Source organism: Sphingomonas arvum, from assembly GCF_026013565.1.
GTDB lineage: Bacteria > Pseudomonadota > Alphaproteobacteria > Sphingomonadales > Sphingomonadaceae > Sphingomicrobium > Sphingomicrobium arvum.
In genome coordinates this window covers 622,008-634,380 of record NZ_JAPDOB010000002.1, presented here as the reverse complement: position 1 = coordinate 634,380, position 12,373 = coordinate 622,008, and the positions used below count along the sequence as shown (strand labels likewise).

15 protein-coding genes are annotated in these 12,373 nt (G+C 68.8%); 9 read left to right on the top strand and 6 right to left on the bottom strand.

Going from position 1 to position 12,373, the window contains the following annotated elements:
- Positions 1-18 precede the first annotated feature (18 nt).
- Positions 19-1,458, top strand: coding sequence for an NAD-dependent succinate-semialdehyde dehydrogenase (locus OMW55_RS10675; RefSeq protein ID WP_264883025.1), 1,440 nt, complete (start codon positions 19-21; stop codon positions 1,456-1,458).
- On the top strand, positions 1,455-1,829 hold the full coding sequence (locus OMW55_RS10670; RefSeq protein ID WP_264883024.1) for a DUF423 domain-containing protein: 375 nt from the start codon (positions 1,455-1,457) through the stop codon (positions 1,827-1,829). The genes OMW55_RS10675 and OMW55_RS10670 overlap by 4 nt, the downstream gene beginning before the upstream one ends.
- A gap of 288 nt (positions 1,830-2,117) precedes the next feature.
- On the opposite strand, the gene OMW55_RS10665 is transcribed toward OMW55_RS10670, so the two are convergent.
- On the bottom strand, positions 2,118-2,906 hold the full coding sequence (locus OMW55_RS10665) for a hypothetical protein (protein ID WP_264883023.1): 789 nt from the start codon (positions 2,904-2,906) through the stop codon (positions 2,118-2,120).
- A 196-nt stretch (positions 2,907-3,102) separates the two neighbouring features.
- Positions 3,103-5,049, bottom strand: coding sequence for a multicopper oxidase family protein (locus OMW55_RS10660; RefSeq protein WP_264883022.1), 1,947 nt, complete (start codon positions 5,047-5,049; stop codon positions 3,103-3,105).
- Between the two features lie 297 nt (positions 5,050-5,346).
- Here OMW55_RS10660 and OMW55_RS10655 point away from each other — a divergent pair, with 297 nt between their 5' ends.
- Both OMW55_RS10655 and OMW55_RS10650 read left to right on the top strand, forming a co-directional pair.
- Positions 5,347-5,586 carry a hypothetical protein gene (locus OMW55_RS10655; protein ID WP_264883020.1) on the top strand — a complete coding sequence of 80 codons (240 nt, stop codon included), beginning with the start codon at positions 5,347-5,349 and terminating at the stop codon, positions 5,584-5,586.
- A 136-nt stretch (positions 5,587-5,722) separates the two neighbouring features.
- Entirely contained in the window at positions 5,723-5,893 is a 171-nt protein-coding gene (locus OMW55_RS10650) for a hypothetical protein (protein WP_264883018.1), read from the top strand.
- On the opposite strand, the gene OMW55_RS10645 is transcribed toward OMW55_RS10650, so the two are convergent.
- From OMW55_RS10645 to OMW55_RS10630, 4 genes are all read right to left on the bottom strand, one after another.
- Positions 5,874-6,587, bottom strand: coding sequence for a DUF3142 domain-containing protein (locus tag OMW55_RS10645; RefSeq protein WP_264883016.1), 714 nt, complete (start codon positions 6,585-6,587; stop codon positions 5,874-5,876). The genes OMW55_RS10650 and OMW55_RS10645 overlap by 20 nt on opposite strands.
- Positions 6,584-8,059: a hypothetical protein gene (locus OMW55_RS10640; RefSeq protein ID WP_264883015.1), complete on the bottom strand. Its 1,476-nt coding sequence runs from the start codon at positions 8,057-8,059 to the stop codon at positions 6,584-6,586. Before OMW55_RS10640 ends, OMW55_RS10645 begins: the two co-directional genes overlap by 4 nt.
- Positions 8,060-8,274: 215 nt before the next feature.
- The gene (locus tag OMW55_RS10635) at positions 8,275-8,691 is read right to left on the bottom strand and encodes a hypothetical protein (RefSeq protein WP_264883013.1); all 417 of its coding nucleotides are present in this window, start codon (positions 8,689-8,691) and stop codon (positions 8,275-8,277) included.
- A 25-nt stretch (positions 8,692-8,716) separates the two neighbouring features.
- On the bottom strand, positions 8,717-9,331 hold the full coding sequence (locus OMW55_RS10630) for a hypothetical protein (RefSeq protein ID WP_264883011.1): 615 nt from the start codon (positions 9,329-9,331) through the stop codon (positions 8,717-8,719).
- Between the two features lie 75 nt (positions 9,332-9,406).
- On the opposite strand from OMW55_RS10630, the gene OMW55_RS10625 reads away from it, so the two are divergent.
- From OMW55_RS10625 to OMW55_RS10605, 5 genes are all read left to right on the top strand, one after another.
- Positions 9,407-9,703: an SCP2 sterol-binding domain-containing protein gene (locus OMW55_RS10625; RefSeq protein ID WP_264883009.1), complete on the top strand. Its 297-nt coding sequence runs from the start codon at positions 9,407-9,409 to the stop codon at positions 9,701-9,703.
- Positions 9,704-9,769: 66 nt separating this feature from the next.
- Entirely contained in the window at positions 9,770-10,405 is a 636-nt protein-coding gene (locus OMW55_RS10620; protein ID WP_264883007.1) for a glutathione S-transferase family protein, read from the top strand.
- A 66-nt stretch (positions 10,406-10,471) separates the two neighbouring features.
- Positions 10,472-11,182, top strand: coding sequence for a CoA transferase subunit A (locus tag OMW55_RS10615; RefSeq protein WP_264883006.1), 711 nt, complete (start codon positions 10,472-10,474; stop codon positions 11,180-11,182).
- Positions 11,179-11,661 (top strand): nuclear transport factor 2 family protein, encoded by a 483-nt coding sequence (locus tag OMW55_RS10610; protein WP_264883004.1) that lies wholly within the window; start codon positions 11,179-11,181, stop codon positions 11,659-11,661. The genes OMW55_RS10615 and OMW55_RS10610 overlap by 4 nt, the downstream gene beginning before the upstream one ends.
- A gap of 1 nt (position 11,662) precedes the next feature.
- On the top strand, positions 11,663-12,319 hold the full coding sequence (locus OMW55_RS10605) for a CoA transferase subunit B (protein WP_264883003.1): 657 nt from the start codon (positions 11,663-11,665) through the stop codon (positions 12,317-12,319).
- Positions 12,320-12,373 lie beyond the last annotated feature (54 nt).

The window sequence follows — 12,373 nt, the reverse complement described above, 5'->3', positions numbered from 1 at the left end:
GGGCCTAAGTCCGTGCCCATGACCGACTCCGCAGCCTATGACGCCGAGCTCCAGCTGTTCATCGATGGCAGCTGGCGCTCCGGGGAGGGCCATGACGCCGCTCCCGTTATCAACCCGGCGACCGGCGAGACCATCGCCGAAGTGCCGCTGGCCAGTACCGGCGACCTCGACGAGGCGCTGGCCGCGGCCGAGCGTGCGTGGCCGGAATGGCGGGCGATGGACGTGGAAAAGCGCGCCGCCATCCTGCACGGGGCCGCGGCCCTGCTGCGCGAGCGGGCGCAGCACATCGGCGCGCTACTGACGCAGGAGCAGGGCAAGCCGCTGCCCGAGGCGATCGGCGAGGTGATCGGGTCGGCGCAGATGTTCGACTTCTTCGCCGAAGAGGCCAAGCGCGCCTACGGCCGGGTGCTGGTGCGGCCGACCGGGCAGCGGAGCATCGTCATCCCCCAGCCGGTCGGCCCGACCGCGACGTTCACCCCGTGGAACTTCCCGATTTACCTGCTGGCGAAAAAGGTGGCGGCAGCGCTGGCGGCCGGGTGCACGGTGATCAGCAAGCCGCCGGAGGAGACCCCGGGCTGCACCGGCGCGATGGCGCGGGCGCTCAGCGACGCCGGCATTCCGGCCGGCGTGTTCCAGCTGGTCCACGGCGTGCCGGACACGGTGTCCCGTCACCTGATCGGTTCACCGGTGATCCGCAAGGTGAGCTTCACCGGTTCCATTCCGGTCGGCAAGCACCTGATGAAGCTATGCGCTGACGGGCTGAAGCGGGTGACCATGGAGCTGGGCGGGCACGCGCCGGTGCTGGTGTTCGACGATTGCGCCCTCGACAAAACGCTGGACATGGTGGTGCCGCAGAAGTTCCGGAACGCGGGTCAGGTGTGCGTGGCGCCCACCCGCTTCTACGTGCAGCAGGGCATCTACGACGCGTTCGCGCGCGGGTTCGCCGAGCGGACCAAGGCGCTGAAGGTCGGCAACGGCCTGGCCGAGGGCACGAGCATGGGGCCGCTGGCGAACGGGCGGCGGGTGCCCGCGATCGCGAGCCTGGTCGAGGACGCGCGGGCCAAGGGCGCGCGGGTGCTGGCCGGCGGTGAAAAGGGCGACGGCGGCTTCTTCTTCCAGCCGACGGTGCTGGCGGACGTGCCGCTGGAGGCCGAGGCGATGAACAACGAGCCGTTCGGGCCGCTGGCGCTCATGGCGCCGTTCGGAACCGAGGACCAGGCGATCGAGCAGGCCAACCGCCTGCCCTACGGCCTGGCGGCATTCGCCTTCACCGAGAACGGGCGGCGGGCCAACCGGCTGGGCGATGCGATCGAGGCCGGCATGGTCGGCATCAACAGCTTCGCCATCTCGGTCGCGGACGCGCCGTTCGGGGGCGTCAAGGAAAGTGGCTTCGGATCGGAAGGCGGGACCGAGGGTCTGCAGAGCTACCAAGTGGTGAAAGCGATCCACCAGGCGTGAGCGGGCGCGGGTCGTCGCGGCTGGTGGCGCTCGGCGCGGTGCTGGCCGGGGCGGCGGTGGCGCTGGGCGCGTTCGGCAGCCATGGGCTGAAGGGCCGGGTCGATGCGGAGGCGCTCGGCTGGTGGCAGACGGGCGCCCAATATCTGCTGCCCCACGGAGTGGCGGTGATGGCGTTGGGGCTGGCCGCGCGGCCCGCGTGGCGAGCGCCGGGGTTGTTGCTGGCGAGCGGGTCGGCGGTGTTCGCGGGTACGCTGGCGGCGATGGCGCTAGGAGCGCCGCGCTGGCTGGGCGCGGTAACGCCGGCGGGCGGGCTGCTGATGATCGGCGGCTGGGCGCTGCTGGCGTGGCGGGCACGACGCGGCGTCGACTGAGACGAGGCGCGCGATGGCCTAACGGGCACTTAACCCCGGTCTGTCACTGCCTGCGAATAGCTGAGTTTCCTGTTCGAAGTCTGCTTTGCAACGCTGTTCGAGGCGTTCAGGCCGGCGTTGGAGCGCTGGCTGGCGCCACTGAGACCGGCAATCAACGAAGGGCCGATCTGGCGCAGGACTCGCCCGCGGCCTTGCTTGGGTGACGAGCTGATCGTCGAGATCGGCGACTGGTGGCGGGCAAGCGAACTTTCTAGCGCGGCTCGCGGACCAGGTGGCAGTGCCGCCCGCTCAGAAGTGAAGCGAGCGGCCGAGGACCACCGCGAAGGCGGCGAGGACGGCGGCACCGGCGAGGAAGACGGGCCAGCTGCGTTCGATCACGAAGGGATGCGGGGCGTCCTCGCGGCCGGGGGCGAAGCCGATGGAGATGAAGCCGGCCAGACCGCCGAAAGAGGAGGCCAGCGCCGACATGATCGTGATCACCAGCCCGACGGGGTTGAGCAGGCCGACCAGGATCGCGGCGGCGCCGACCGTGGCGTAGTAGCCGTGGGCGATGCGGCGGCGCGCGGGGCTGGTCGACCGGCCCGTGCCGAGCATCTCGTTAAGTGAGCGGATGCCCGCGCGGACCAGCAGGACGTAGAGGACGATGCCCGCGGCGAGCTCGGCCACCCGGATGGCGAGCGGGTGAGGGAAGTTCGCGAAGCTGCCGCCCGGACCGGTGCCGAGATCCCCGAAGCCGCTCGCGCCCGAGAAACAGAGGTAGCCGGCCGCAACGAACGCTTCGCTGACCCACACCAGCCACCAGGCGAGGCGAGCATGGTCGCTACGGGCGCGCCGCCAGAGCGCGAAGGCGACCAGCGCGAGCAGGGCGTTCACCAGCACCCCGGCGACCGCCACCACTAGGTCGGGTAGAGCCGTAAGGCCGGTGCATTCGACATAGTAGGCGCCGACGCTCGTCAGCTGGCCGCCCTGCGCGGCGCAGGCGGCCGCATGGCCGCCAAGTTCATGCCACATGGTGAGCAGCGGCCCGAGCAGCATGCCCCAGCCGACGATCGTGAGAAGGTCGACGCGTTGTTTCATGTGCTTGCCCCCTGACCCGGTCCGATTCTTGGGGCCGGGAAGCACGGCGGGCAAGCGCGAAACTGCAGTCAGAGCTTCGCTGTCCGGGGTCAGCCAGACGGCGAGCCGCAGGGCCGTCGGGCAGCGCTGAACTCAGCTTCGGACCGCACGGCTACGGTCCGGCGACTGGGCCACCAGCACAGTGCCTGCGCGGGTGTCAGGTGAAGTAATCCATGCCCTGACCAACCGGCAAGTCGCCGACGTAGAAGGGGCGCATCATCTCGTTGTCCTCGTGCGAGAGGATGTGGCAGTGCCAGACATACTCGCCCGGTCGATCGAACCGGGCGACGATAGACATCATGGTTCCGGGATTGACCGGCACCGTGTCCTGCCAGCCGGTCTCCTCCGGGCGCAGCGGAATAACGTCGCCGATCCAGATGTCGGCCTTGGTGTAGTCGGGCGTGGTGCCGTGACCGTAGCTGATCAGGCCGTCGCCGGTGGTGTCATCGGGCAAGCCGTTCTCATCCTCGTCCACGAAGAAGATCTCGCGTTTCTCGACCACCTGATATTGGACGAGGTGGACGTGGACCGGGTGGGCGTCTTCCGTGAAGTTAAGGAACTCCCACTGCTCGGTGGCGCCGAGCTGCGGATTTTCAGTGATCGGCGCATCGTACATCAGCGGGCCGAAGTCGCCGGGCGCCATCATGTCGGTGATGATCGATCCCGCCTCCGCCTTGCCGAGCATGGGCATGATCCGGCCATATTCGTCCGCGCCTTCGAACAGGCCGAGCAAGCGCACGTTGGTGGCGGCGTCCGCGATGCCGTTGCCGTCCGCGTCGCTGGCGAGGTCGGCGAAGCCGCCGGCAAGCGCCTGCCCGGCCGACAGGTGCGCGTCGAACGCAGGAATGGCGGCCGTCACGGTGAACTGCATGATGTTGCCGACAGGATCACCAGCGTCGGCGGCCTCAGCCCCGCCGAGCAGCGCGCCGCTCAGATCCACGCCCTTGAAGGGTTCAAATTCCGGGCCGGAATTGAGCAGGGTGGCCGTCTCGCCGGGGCCGAGCCGGCTGAAGTTGAACACGAGCTCGACCCGGTCGCCAGGGGCCAGGACCAGGAACTCGCCCGGTTCCGCCACGCCGTCGCCGTCGGAAATGGTGAGCGCGTGCGGAAGCAGGCCGCCGTCGGTCCCGACCAGGGTGATCCCGACCCGCGGATCGCTGACGGAAACGACGTAGAAGCGCGAGTCCGAGCCGTTCAGGAGCCGGAACTCGTACTCGCCCGCCGCCACGTCCAGATTTGGCCATGCCATGCCGTTGACGAGGATGGTGTCGCCGAAGAACTCCGGCAGGATGGAGGGCGCGCCCTCACCGTGCGCATCGTAGAAGGCTTGCGGCACCATGTCGCCGACCGTGTCGGTCGTGCCGGGCAGGCGGTCGTCCCGGAAGGCGGGCAAGTAGAGCTGCCCGTCCGCGGTGAACGCCCGGTCCTGGATCACGAGGCCGAGATCGTAGCGGCCACTAGGCAGGATCTGCTGAGCTTCGAGAGCGAGCCGTTCGTCGTCCTGGAGGATGTAGAAGCCGGCGAGGCCCGCGTAGACGTTGAGCCGGGTCATGCCCAGCGCATGGTCGTGGTACCACAGGGTCGCGGCGCCCTGGTCGTTGTCGTAGCGGCTGCTGGAGCCGGCGAAGGTCCGGCCGGTCTCGCGGGGTCCCTGCCCGCGGCCGCCGCCGTTCTGGGTGAACCATTGCTCCGCGGTACCGTCGGCCGCGGCCGAGCTGTGGCCGCCGTGAAGGTGCGCGACGAGCGGGACGTAGCCGTTCTCGAGCGGGCGCCGCACCGGCATGGCAAGATGAATGGTCGTATCGATGGGCAGCAAGTGGCCGGTGAGGGGCAGCTTGTTCTGCCAGTTCATCGTCACCGCCCGGTCCTCGTAGGCGACGATCGTTGGGCCGGGGTAGCCGCCGAGCTGCCCGGCCTTGTAGCCCCACACGGTGGTGGTCAGCGCGTTGCCAAACTGGTCATAGAGGCCCAGGAACTGGTCGAACTGGCGAGCCGCCAGGGTGATCGTGCGGCGCGATGCAGTATCGATCACGTCCGGCAGCGGCACGTCGCTCTCGAACGCGTGATCGCGGAAGAGCAGGTCGCCGGACAATAGCTCAGGCATGGTCGCCTCCCCTCGTTCCGGACCGCTCAAGGTCGACTCAGAGGCCTTGTTCATTCCGGTAATCAGGCGTTTACCAGAGTAACTTGAACAGCCCCTCCCCTCAACGGAATCGTGAGCCGTCACGGGGGCTTAGACCTTTCGTTGCGGCAATAGCCGGTCTTGGCCGCGGTGGCGAAACCGCGGCCAAGACGATCAGCGTCGCGGTGGCCAACGCGACGCGCCGAGCGCTGACTACTGCAGCCGGAACCATAGCGCGCGCCGGGCGCTCGCGATGCACGAAACTAGGGAGCCAACACCATGGCCAATGTCGAGCAATCCCCTTCACCGACCGCCGTTCAGGCCCGGCAGCGCGAGATGGCGGTTGAGCATATCCTGTTCCATGTGGTCCAGGCGGTGGAAGCACAGCGACCGGGGCTGATCGACACGATCGAGCGAAGCCTCGATCACCTTGGGGATCCGGCGAAGGACGGAACGGCCGACGACGACGCGGTGCGGGAAATCGCGCGCAAGCTGCTGGCTGGCGCGCGCGACGGCTAACGCGGTCCGTTTCCCAGGGGAATGGCCGGCTGGCGTTCGCACACGCCGCTGTTCCACCTTGGGACATGGCCGGCATGACAGGGTTCCTGAGCCGCCGCTCGATAGTTGCCGCAGCGATGAAAACAGGGACCGAACAATGGTATATGTGATCGCCCTGCTGCTGTGGATCGCGCCGGCCGTGCTGCTCGGGCTCGCGCTGCTCTGGGTGTGCTTTGGTCCCGGCCGCAAATCACAGAAGGCGGACGCGGAGGGTGGAGCCGAGGGCGCAGCAGCCGCTGCGCCGCGGGCTAACGCCGTTCCGGGTTGAGCAGGAAGACGACGGTGCCGCGATAGGCAGGGTTGCGGGCGAGAGCCGCGGGTTGCCGCCACTCACCGCCCTGGACCAGGCCGATGCGGAACGGAATGGGAAAGCCGCCGAGGCGGGCGAGGTAGCGGTCGTAACCGGGAATGGTGGAGCGGCCCTGATAAGTCTGGATCGCGACCTCATCGACGATGCCGGCAAGGGAGCGAAGCTGCGCCGAATCGCCATGGGCGCTCCAGTCCATCAGGCCAGTGACGGACAGCCTAGTGCCGGGCGGGAGGGCCGCGCGGAAGCTGCGAAGGAAGGCGGCGTAGTCGCCGAGGTGGCGGGTGCGGGCATCGAAGTCGAGCTGGACGCCTCCAACGCGCCCCCCAGCGGCGCGCCAGTCCGTGAGGCGCCGGAGGATGGCGGGGCGGACTTGCGGTTGCCAGGCGAGGGTCTCGAGGCGGACGGTGAGCCACAGCTCGGGGCCGCGGACGCGGGGAATGGTGGCACGCAGGACGGTATAGCGGCCCGGCTCGCCGGCGACCTCGCCATCGAGGATGTAAAGCGTGTGGGCGCGGGCAAGCACGGGCTGCGGCCTGACGCCAGCCCACAGCCAGAAGGCCTCGTGATCCTCGGCACGCACGGTATCCGCCGGGAGCGGGTTGCAGCTGGAGAGCAGCAGGGCTGCGGCGAGCGCGCAGGCGTGGCGGGTCACCAATGGTATTTCAACGACCTGGCCCAGCGGGACTGGGGGAAGCGGGTCTTGAGCTCGGTGAACCAAATGCGGCGCTGGGCTTTGGGCGCGTCTCCGCCGCAGCTGTTGATGCCGCTCGGGCCGAAGCACCAGACTGCGCGGTATAGCGTGTAGGCGCGGTCCTCAGGCGTTAGGCGCGCGTCGGCCAGGAGCGACTGGTAGACGAGGAGGCGCGAGTAGGGCTGGCCGGGCCAGCGCGGCGGGCCGGAGCCGAGACCGGTCTCCGCCAGTGGCTGGTCGAACGGAAAATAATCGAGGTCGGACAGGCGCCACCATTCGGCCAGGCACAGGCGGGCGTGCGGGTCCGCGGGCGCGGCGGTGAGGCGGGTGGCGGTGGCCCTGAGGTCCGGGCAGCCGGTGCCGGGCTCCTTCCGGGGGGTGCGGAAGATGGCGAGGTCGCCACTGGTGACCGCCGCTTCCTCCAGTTCCTCCTGCTCCCGGTCAGGCGGCAGTCGGTAGGTCTGCTCGGCGTGTGGCTGCGGCGGTGCGGGCGGCAACAGCGCAACGTCGCGGAGGAAGTCGGCGTAGCGGCCGCGGCCGAGCTGGCGGGTAAGCAGGACGTAGAGCGCGAGCTCGCGTTCATCAGTGGCGGCGCGGGGCGCGGCGGCGCGGGCGCGGAGCAGGTCGGGGCCGGCCAGATGGGCGATGGCGATGCGGCGCAGCGCGGGGGTCCGGACCGGGCTCGTGTCGGCGAGCAGGCGGTCGAGGCTGCCGCGTTTCTCCTCGTGCTGCGCAATGGCGAGCTCCACCGCGCCGCGCTGGTTGGGGCCGGTGGCGCCGGGCAGCAGGGAGAGCCAGAACCGGTAGGCGTTGGGATCGCCGCTCATGTCCAGCGCGAGGCCGCGCAGCACCTGGCGGCTGAACTGGAGAGTGGTGAAGCGCGACTGGTGAACGGCATCGGGGATGAGGGCCAGCACGTCGGCGGCGGCGCTGCGGTTGTACAGGGCTTCGGCGGCGAGAAGGTAAGTGTAGAGGTCGTCGCGGCCGGCGAACTGCGGGCGCTGGCGCTCGAGCTCGGCGCGGCTGAGGCCGGAGCCGTGGTAAGGCTGTTCCTCCCCGACGGAGCTGCGCAGGCGTTGGAGGTCCGCCACGGCCAGGAGCAGCGGCCCGGTTGCGGCTTGGTAGCCCTTGTCGTGGTCGAGCAGCTTGGTGTCGAGTTCCTCGATGACCCGAACAGGCTCGGCGGGTTTCGTGAGCATGGCGGCATAGTCGCGGGCGAGCGCGGCATCGTTGCCGGCGAACCAGGCGGTGCGGCGGAGCAGGCCGCGGGCGGAGTCGGCGTAGCGGCCGTTCGGATAGGCGGAGAGATAGTAGCGGAGGGACGCATCGGCGGCGGCGGCCTTGGCCGGGTCGCGCTGGTCCGCCTCGACCATATAGCCGTACTCGTCGAACAGCGCGTCCTGGGCGGCGTTGAGGCGGGTGCGCGCCGTCATGTAGCGCGCGGTTTCGCGCAGCCACGGGTCGGTAGCGGTGGCGAGGCGCGCGAAATCCTCCTCCGCCCGCGGGTAATCGGCGACGTAGAAGGCGTGGGCGCCGTCGAGGTAGGTGGCGAATGCCCGACCGGCGGGTGAGCGGACCGTGGGCGTCGGCGCGGGCAGCTTGGCGGCGTCGCTGGTGCAGCCGGGACGAAGCGCGGCGCGGGCGGCAGTCAGGGCCGCGCGCTCCTCAGGGCCAAGCTGGCGGTTGCCGGCGAGCGCGGCGGCGAACGCCGCCTGGCCGCTTTCGTTGGTCTGGCAGCGGGTGCCGGCGAGCGAGTCTTCAGGCTGGTCCCAGTCGGGCGTGACCGGCGCGGCGCCGGCGCGGCCGCGTACCTCCTTCCAGCTGAAAAAGATCGCACGACTAGCGGCGGGCGGGCGGTGGCAGCACCGCCGTCGGCGAGCAGCATGAGCAGATTGGCACGGGTGTCGTTGGCGGGGCTCAGCCAGGCGCTGTTGGCGGTGATGTCGTAACGCTTGGCCAGGTCGAACAGCGGTGTGTCGTCGCCGCCAGCGCAGCTGAAGCTGCTGGTAGAGAGGCTGAGCAGCACCGCCGCCAGCGCGGCGCCAACAACGATCCTGACCCGCACTGCCCCCTCCCCGCTCAGGCGGCGATCAGGCGGCCCCTTCCCGCTCGCAGTTCGCCACCTCAAGCAGCATGGTCCCGGTCGCGACGAAGCTCAAGGCCAGGATCCAGGCGAAGCTGGCGACCAGATATTCGGTTGGCCCGAACAGGTTATAGACCAGGCTGGAGATGGAGACGCCGATCAGCAGCAGGGCGCCCAGCAGGAAGTCGGTGGCGGCGGCGATGCCGGTCCACTTGCGCACCGACGAGGTGCCGCCGCGCAGCGTGGCGAGCAACAGCAGCATGCTATGCAGCACGAGCCAGATGAGTACGACGTTGACCGCCGGAATGTAGCCGCGCCACTCGCCGGTGAGGAACAGGACGCCAACCACGGCGGTCAGCACGCCGGCCGCCATGGACGGCAACCGCGCGGCGTTGCGCTGGCTGCCCGCCACGATCTCCAGCCCGCCGGCGGCGACCAGGAGGAGGCCGAGCATGGTGCCGGCGTGGCGCGGGTCGCCGAGCGGCAGGATGAAGGTCATGGCGGCGATCGCCAGGATTAGCCAGCCGGTGATCAGGGTGACGATGCCGCGGCGGTTGTCGACGGCGCGGCGGTCGTTGGGCTGGGAGTCGGGAACGGCTGCCATAACGGGGGTGTAACGCATCAACCCGGCCGCTTGTATCCCTGCGGCGGCAAAGCTACCCCCGCTGCACCATCCCAATCCAAGGAGTTTAGGCGCATGACCAAGCAGGAACTGGTGCAGAAGATGCAGGAATCGAACGCCGTTCTGCCGGGCAAGAAGGTCAAGCTGCACTTCGGCGACGAGGGCGCGATCATGCTCGACGGCCAGGCCAACCAGGTCACCGAGGACGACGACGCCGCCGACACCACCATCAAGGTGAGCTGGGCCGACTGGCAGTCGATGGTCGCCGGCCAGCTGGACGGCATGACCGCGTTCATGACCGGCAAGCTCAAGGTCGAGGGCGACATGTCCAACGCCATGCAGCTGCAGGGCGTGCTGTCGCGGATCAAGTAAGACTGGGTCCAAATGGAGCGTGGTGAGTTCGCTTCCTTCGAGTTTGAACAAAGGAGCGTTTTCACCATGCTTACCCTGTATTACTCGCCCGGCGCCTGTTCGCTGGTGAGCCACATCGCGCTGGAAGAAGCCGGGGCGGATTATCGGCCTGAGCGGATCGACCTTGCCCAGGGCGAGCAGCACGGCGAGGAGTTCCTGCGCGTGAACCCGCATGCGCGGGTGCCGGCGCTGGTGACGGACGAGGGCACGATCACCGAGAACGTCGCCATCCTGAACTACGTTGGGGACACCTTCGAGGCCGACGGGTCGGTGCCGAGCGACGATGCCTTTGCGCGGGCGCAGTGCAACCAGCTGCTCGGCTGGTTCGCAAGCTCGGTCCACGTGGCCTTTGCGCAGATGTTCCGGCCGGTCCGCACGTCGCCCGATGACGCGATCCACGCCGGCATCGTCGAAGGCGGGCGCGCGGCGCTGACCAGCCATTTCAACGAGCTGGACGACTTGTGCGGGCCGGGTTGGCTGGTGGCGGACCGGTTCACCGCCGCCGACAGCTATGCCGCCGTGTTTCATCGTTGGGCGACGCGGGCGAAGTTCGACATGAGCGTGTACCCGCGCTGGTCGTCGCTGGTGGGCCGGGTCATCGAGCGGCCGGCGGTGGTTCGTGCGCTGGGCCAGGAAGAGCTGAAGCCGGACGACTTCGCCTGACCCCACGCGAGCGAAGTTGAAAGTCGGTTCAACTTTGCCTAACCGGCTTGGCGCACAGGAGGGCAGATGGCCAAGAAGATCTATGCGGATGCCGCGGCGGCACTCGACGGGTTGCTCCACGACGGCATGACGGTCGCGGCGGGCGGGTTCGGCCTGTGCGGCATCCCCGAGCGGCTGATCGACGCGATCGTCGCCAGCGGGGTCACCGGCCTGACCATCGCGTCCAACAATGCGGGCATCGACAACGAAGGCCTCGGCAAGCTGCTGCGCACGCGGCAGGTGGCCAAGATGATCAGCAGCTACGTCGGCGAGAACAAGGAGTTCGAGCGGCAGTATCTGGCCGGCGAACTGGAGGTCGAGTTCTGCCCCCAAGGCACGCTGGCCGAGCGGATGCGGGCCGGCGGCGCGGGCATCCCGGGCTTCTACACCAAGACCGGCGTCGGCACGAAGGTGGCCGAGGGCAAGGAGGTCAAGGAGTTCGACGGCGAGGAATATATCCTTGAGCGCGGGATTCGGGCCGACCTTAGCATCATCAAGGGCTGGCGCGCGGACGAGGCGGGCAACCTCCAGTTCCGCAAGACGGCGCGCAACTTCAACCAACCGGCGGCGACCTGCGGCAAGATGTGCGTGGCCGAGGTGGAAGAGATCGTGCCGGTCGGCAGCCTCGACCCTGATGCCATCCACCTGCCGAGCATCTATGTGAAACGGCTGATCCTGGGTGCGCCGTACGACAAGAAGATCGAGTTCCGGACGGTGCGGCAGCGGGAGGCGGCGTGAGCGCGGTCCTGCTCGCCGCGGCAGCCTTGGCCGCAGCACCAGCCGCGACGCGCTCCGACGTTGCCGAGATCGACCAGCTGATCCGCGGCGTCTACGCGGTGATCTCCGGGCCGGCGGGGCAGAAGCGCGATTTCGACCGCATGCGTGCGATGTTCGCGCCGGGCGCTACCCTCAAGGCGATCGGGCCGAAGGGCCTGCGCGGCGGCTCGCTGGAAGATTACATCAGCCGCAATGCGGAGGTGCTCGAGAAGGACGGCTTCACCGAGCGGGAGCTGGGCAAGCGCCGCCTGGAAGTCTGGGGTGGCCTTGCCACCGTCTGGTCCGCCTACGAGGGCCGGACCGCCAACGGCAGCTTCCACGAGCGCGGCATCAACAGCTTTCAGCTGGTGAAGATCGAGGGCCGGTGGCGGGTCGCCTCCATCCTCTGGCAAGAGGAAACGCCGCAGCAGCCGCTTCCATCCTCCATGACCGGGAAATGAGATGAGCACCGAGGCACTGAGCAAGGGCTGGTCACGAGACCAGATGGCGGCGCGGGCGGCGAAGGAGCTGCGCGACGGATTCTACGTGAACCTGGGGATCGGCATCCCGACGCTGGTGGCGAACCATATTCCGGCGGGGCTGGAGGTGACGCTGCAGTCGGAGAACGGGATGCTGGGCATCGGGCCTTTCCCGTACGAGGACGAGGTCGACGCGGACCTGATCAACGCCGGCAAGCAGACCATCAGCCAGCTGCCGTCGTCGAGCTACTTCGGGTCGGAGCAGAGCTTCGCCATGATCCGGGGCGGGCATATCGACCTGACCGTGCTGGGCGCGATGGAGGTCAGCGAAGGTGGCGACATCGCCAACTGGATGATCCCGGGCAAGATGATCAAGGGCATGGGCGGGGCGATGGACCTGGTCGCCGGCGTCAAGAAGATCATCGTGGTGATGGAGCATAACGCCAAAGACGGCAGCCCCAAGTTCATCCCAGAATGCACGCTGCCGCTGACGGGCAAGAACGTCGTGGACATGATCATCACCGACCTGGCGGTGTTTGCACGGCCGGATCACGGGAGCGCGTTCAAGCTGGTGGAAACCGCGCCGGACGTGAGCGCGGACGAGGTGCGGGCGAAGACCACGGCCAAGTACGAGGGCTAGCCCGCGTACTGGTAAGCGGTCGGCGGATGACGGCGGCGCGCCGCCCCGCTACGC

What these genes read in the sequence shown, in the direction of transcription:
- OMW55_RS10675 (WP_264883025.1), top strand. Translation starts at nt 19, where the DNA reads ATGACCGACTCCGCAGCCTATGACGCCGAGCTCCAGCTGTTCATCGAT.
- OMW55_RS10665 (WP_264883023.1), bottom strand. Translation starts at nt 2,906, where the DNA reads ATGAAACAACGCGTCGACCTTCTCACGATCGTCGGCTGGGGCATGCTG.
- OMW55_RS10660 (WP_264883022.1), bottom strand. Translation starts at nt 5,049, where the DNA reads ATGCCTGAGCTATTGTCCGGCGACCTGCTCTTCCGCGATCACGCGTTC.
- OMW55_RS10655 (WP_264883020.1), top strand. Translation starts at nt 5,347, where the DNA reads ATGGCCAATGTCGAGCAATCCCCTTCACCGACCGCCGTTCAGGCCCGG.
- OMW55_RS10650 (WP_264883018.1), top strand. Translation starts at nt 5,723, where the DNA reads ATGGTATATGTGATCGCCCTGCTGCTGTGGATCGCGCCGGCCGTGCTG.
- OMW55_RS10640 (WP_264883015.1), bottom strand. Translation starts at nt 8,059, where the DNA reads ATGACGGCGCGCACCCGCCTCAACGCCGCCCAGGACGCGCTGTTCGAC.
- OMW55_RS10630 (WP_264883011.1), bottom strand. Translation starts at nt 9,331, where the DNA reads ATGCGTTACACCCCCGTTATGGCAGCCGTTCCCGACTCCCAGCCCAAC.
- OMW55_RS10625 (WP_264883009.1), top strand. Translation starts at nt 9,407, where the DNA reads ATGACCAAGCAGGAACTGGTGCAGAAGATGCAGGAATCGAACGCCGTT.
- OMW55_RS10620 (WP_264883007.1), top strand. Translation starts at nt 9,770, where the DNA reads ATGCTTACCCTGTATTACTCGCCCGGCGCCTGTTCGCTGGTGAGCCAC.
- OMW55_RS10615 (WP_264883006.1), top strand. Translation starts at nt 10,472, where the DNA reads ATGGCCAAGAAGATCTATGCGGATGCCGCGGCGGCACTCGACGGGTTG.
- OMW55_RS10605 (WP_264883003.1), top strand. Translation starts at nt 11,663, where the DNA reads ATGAGCACCGAGGCACTGAGCAAGGGCTGGTCACGAGACCAGATGGCG.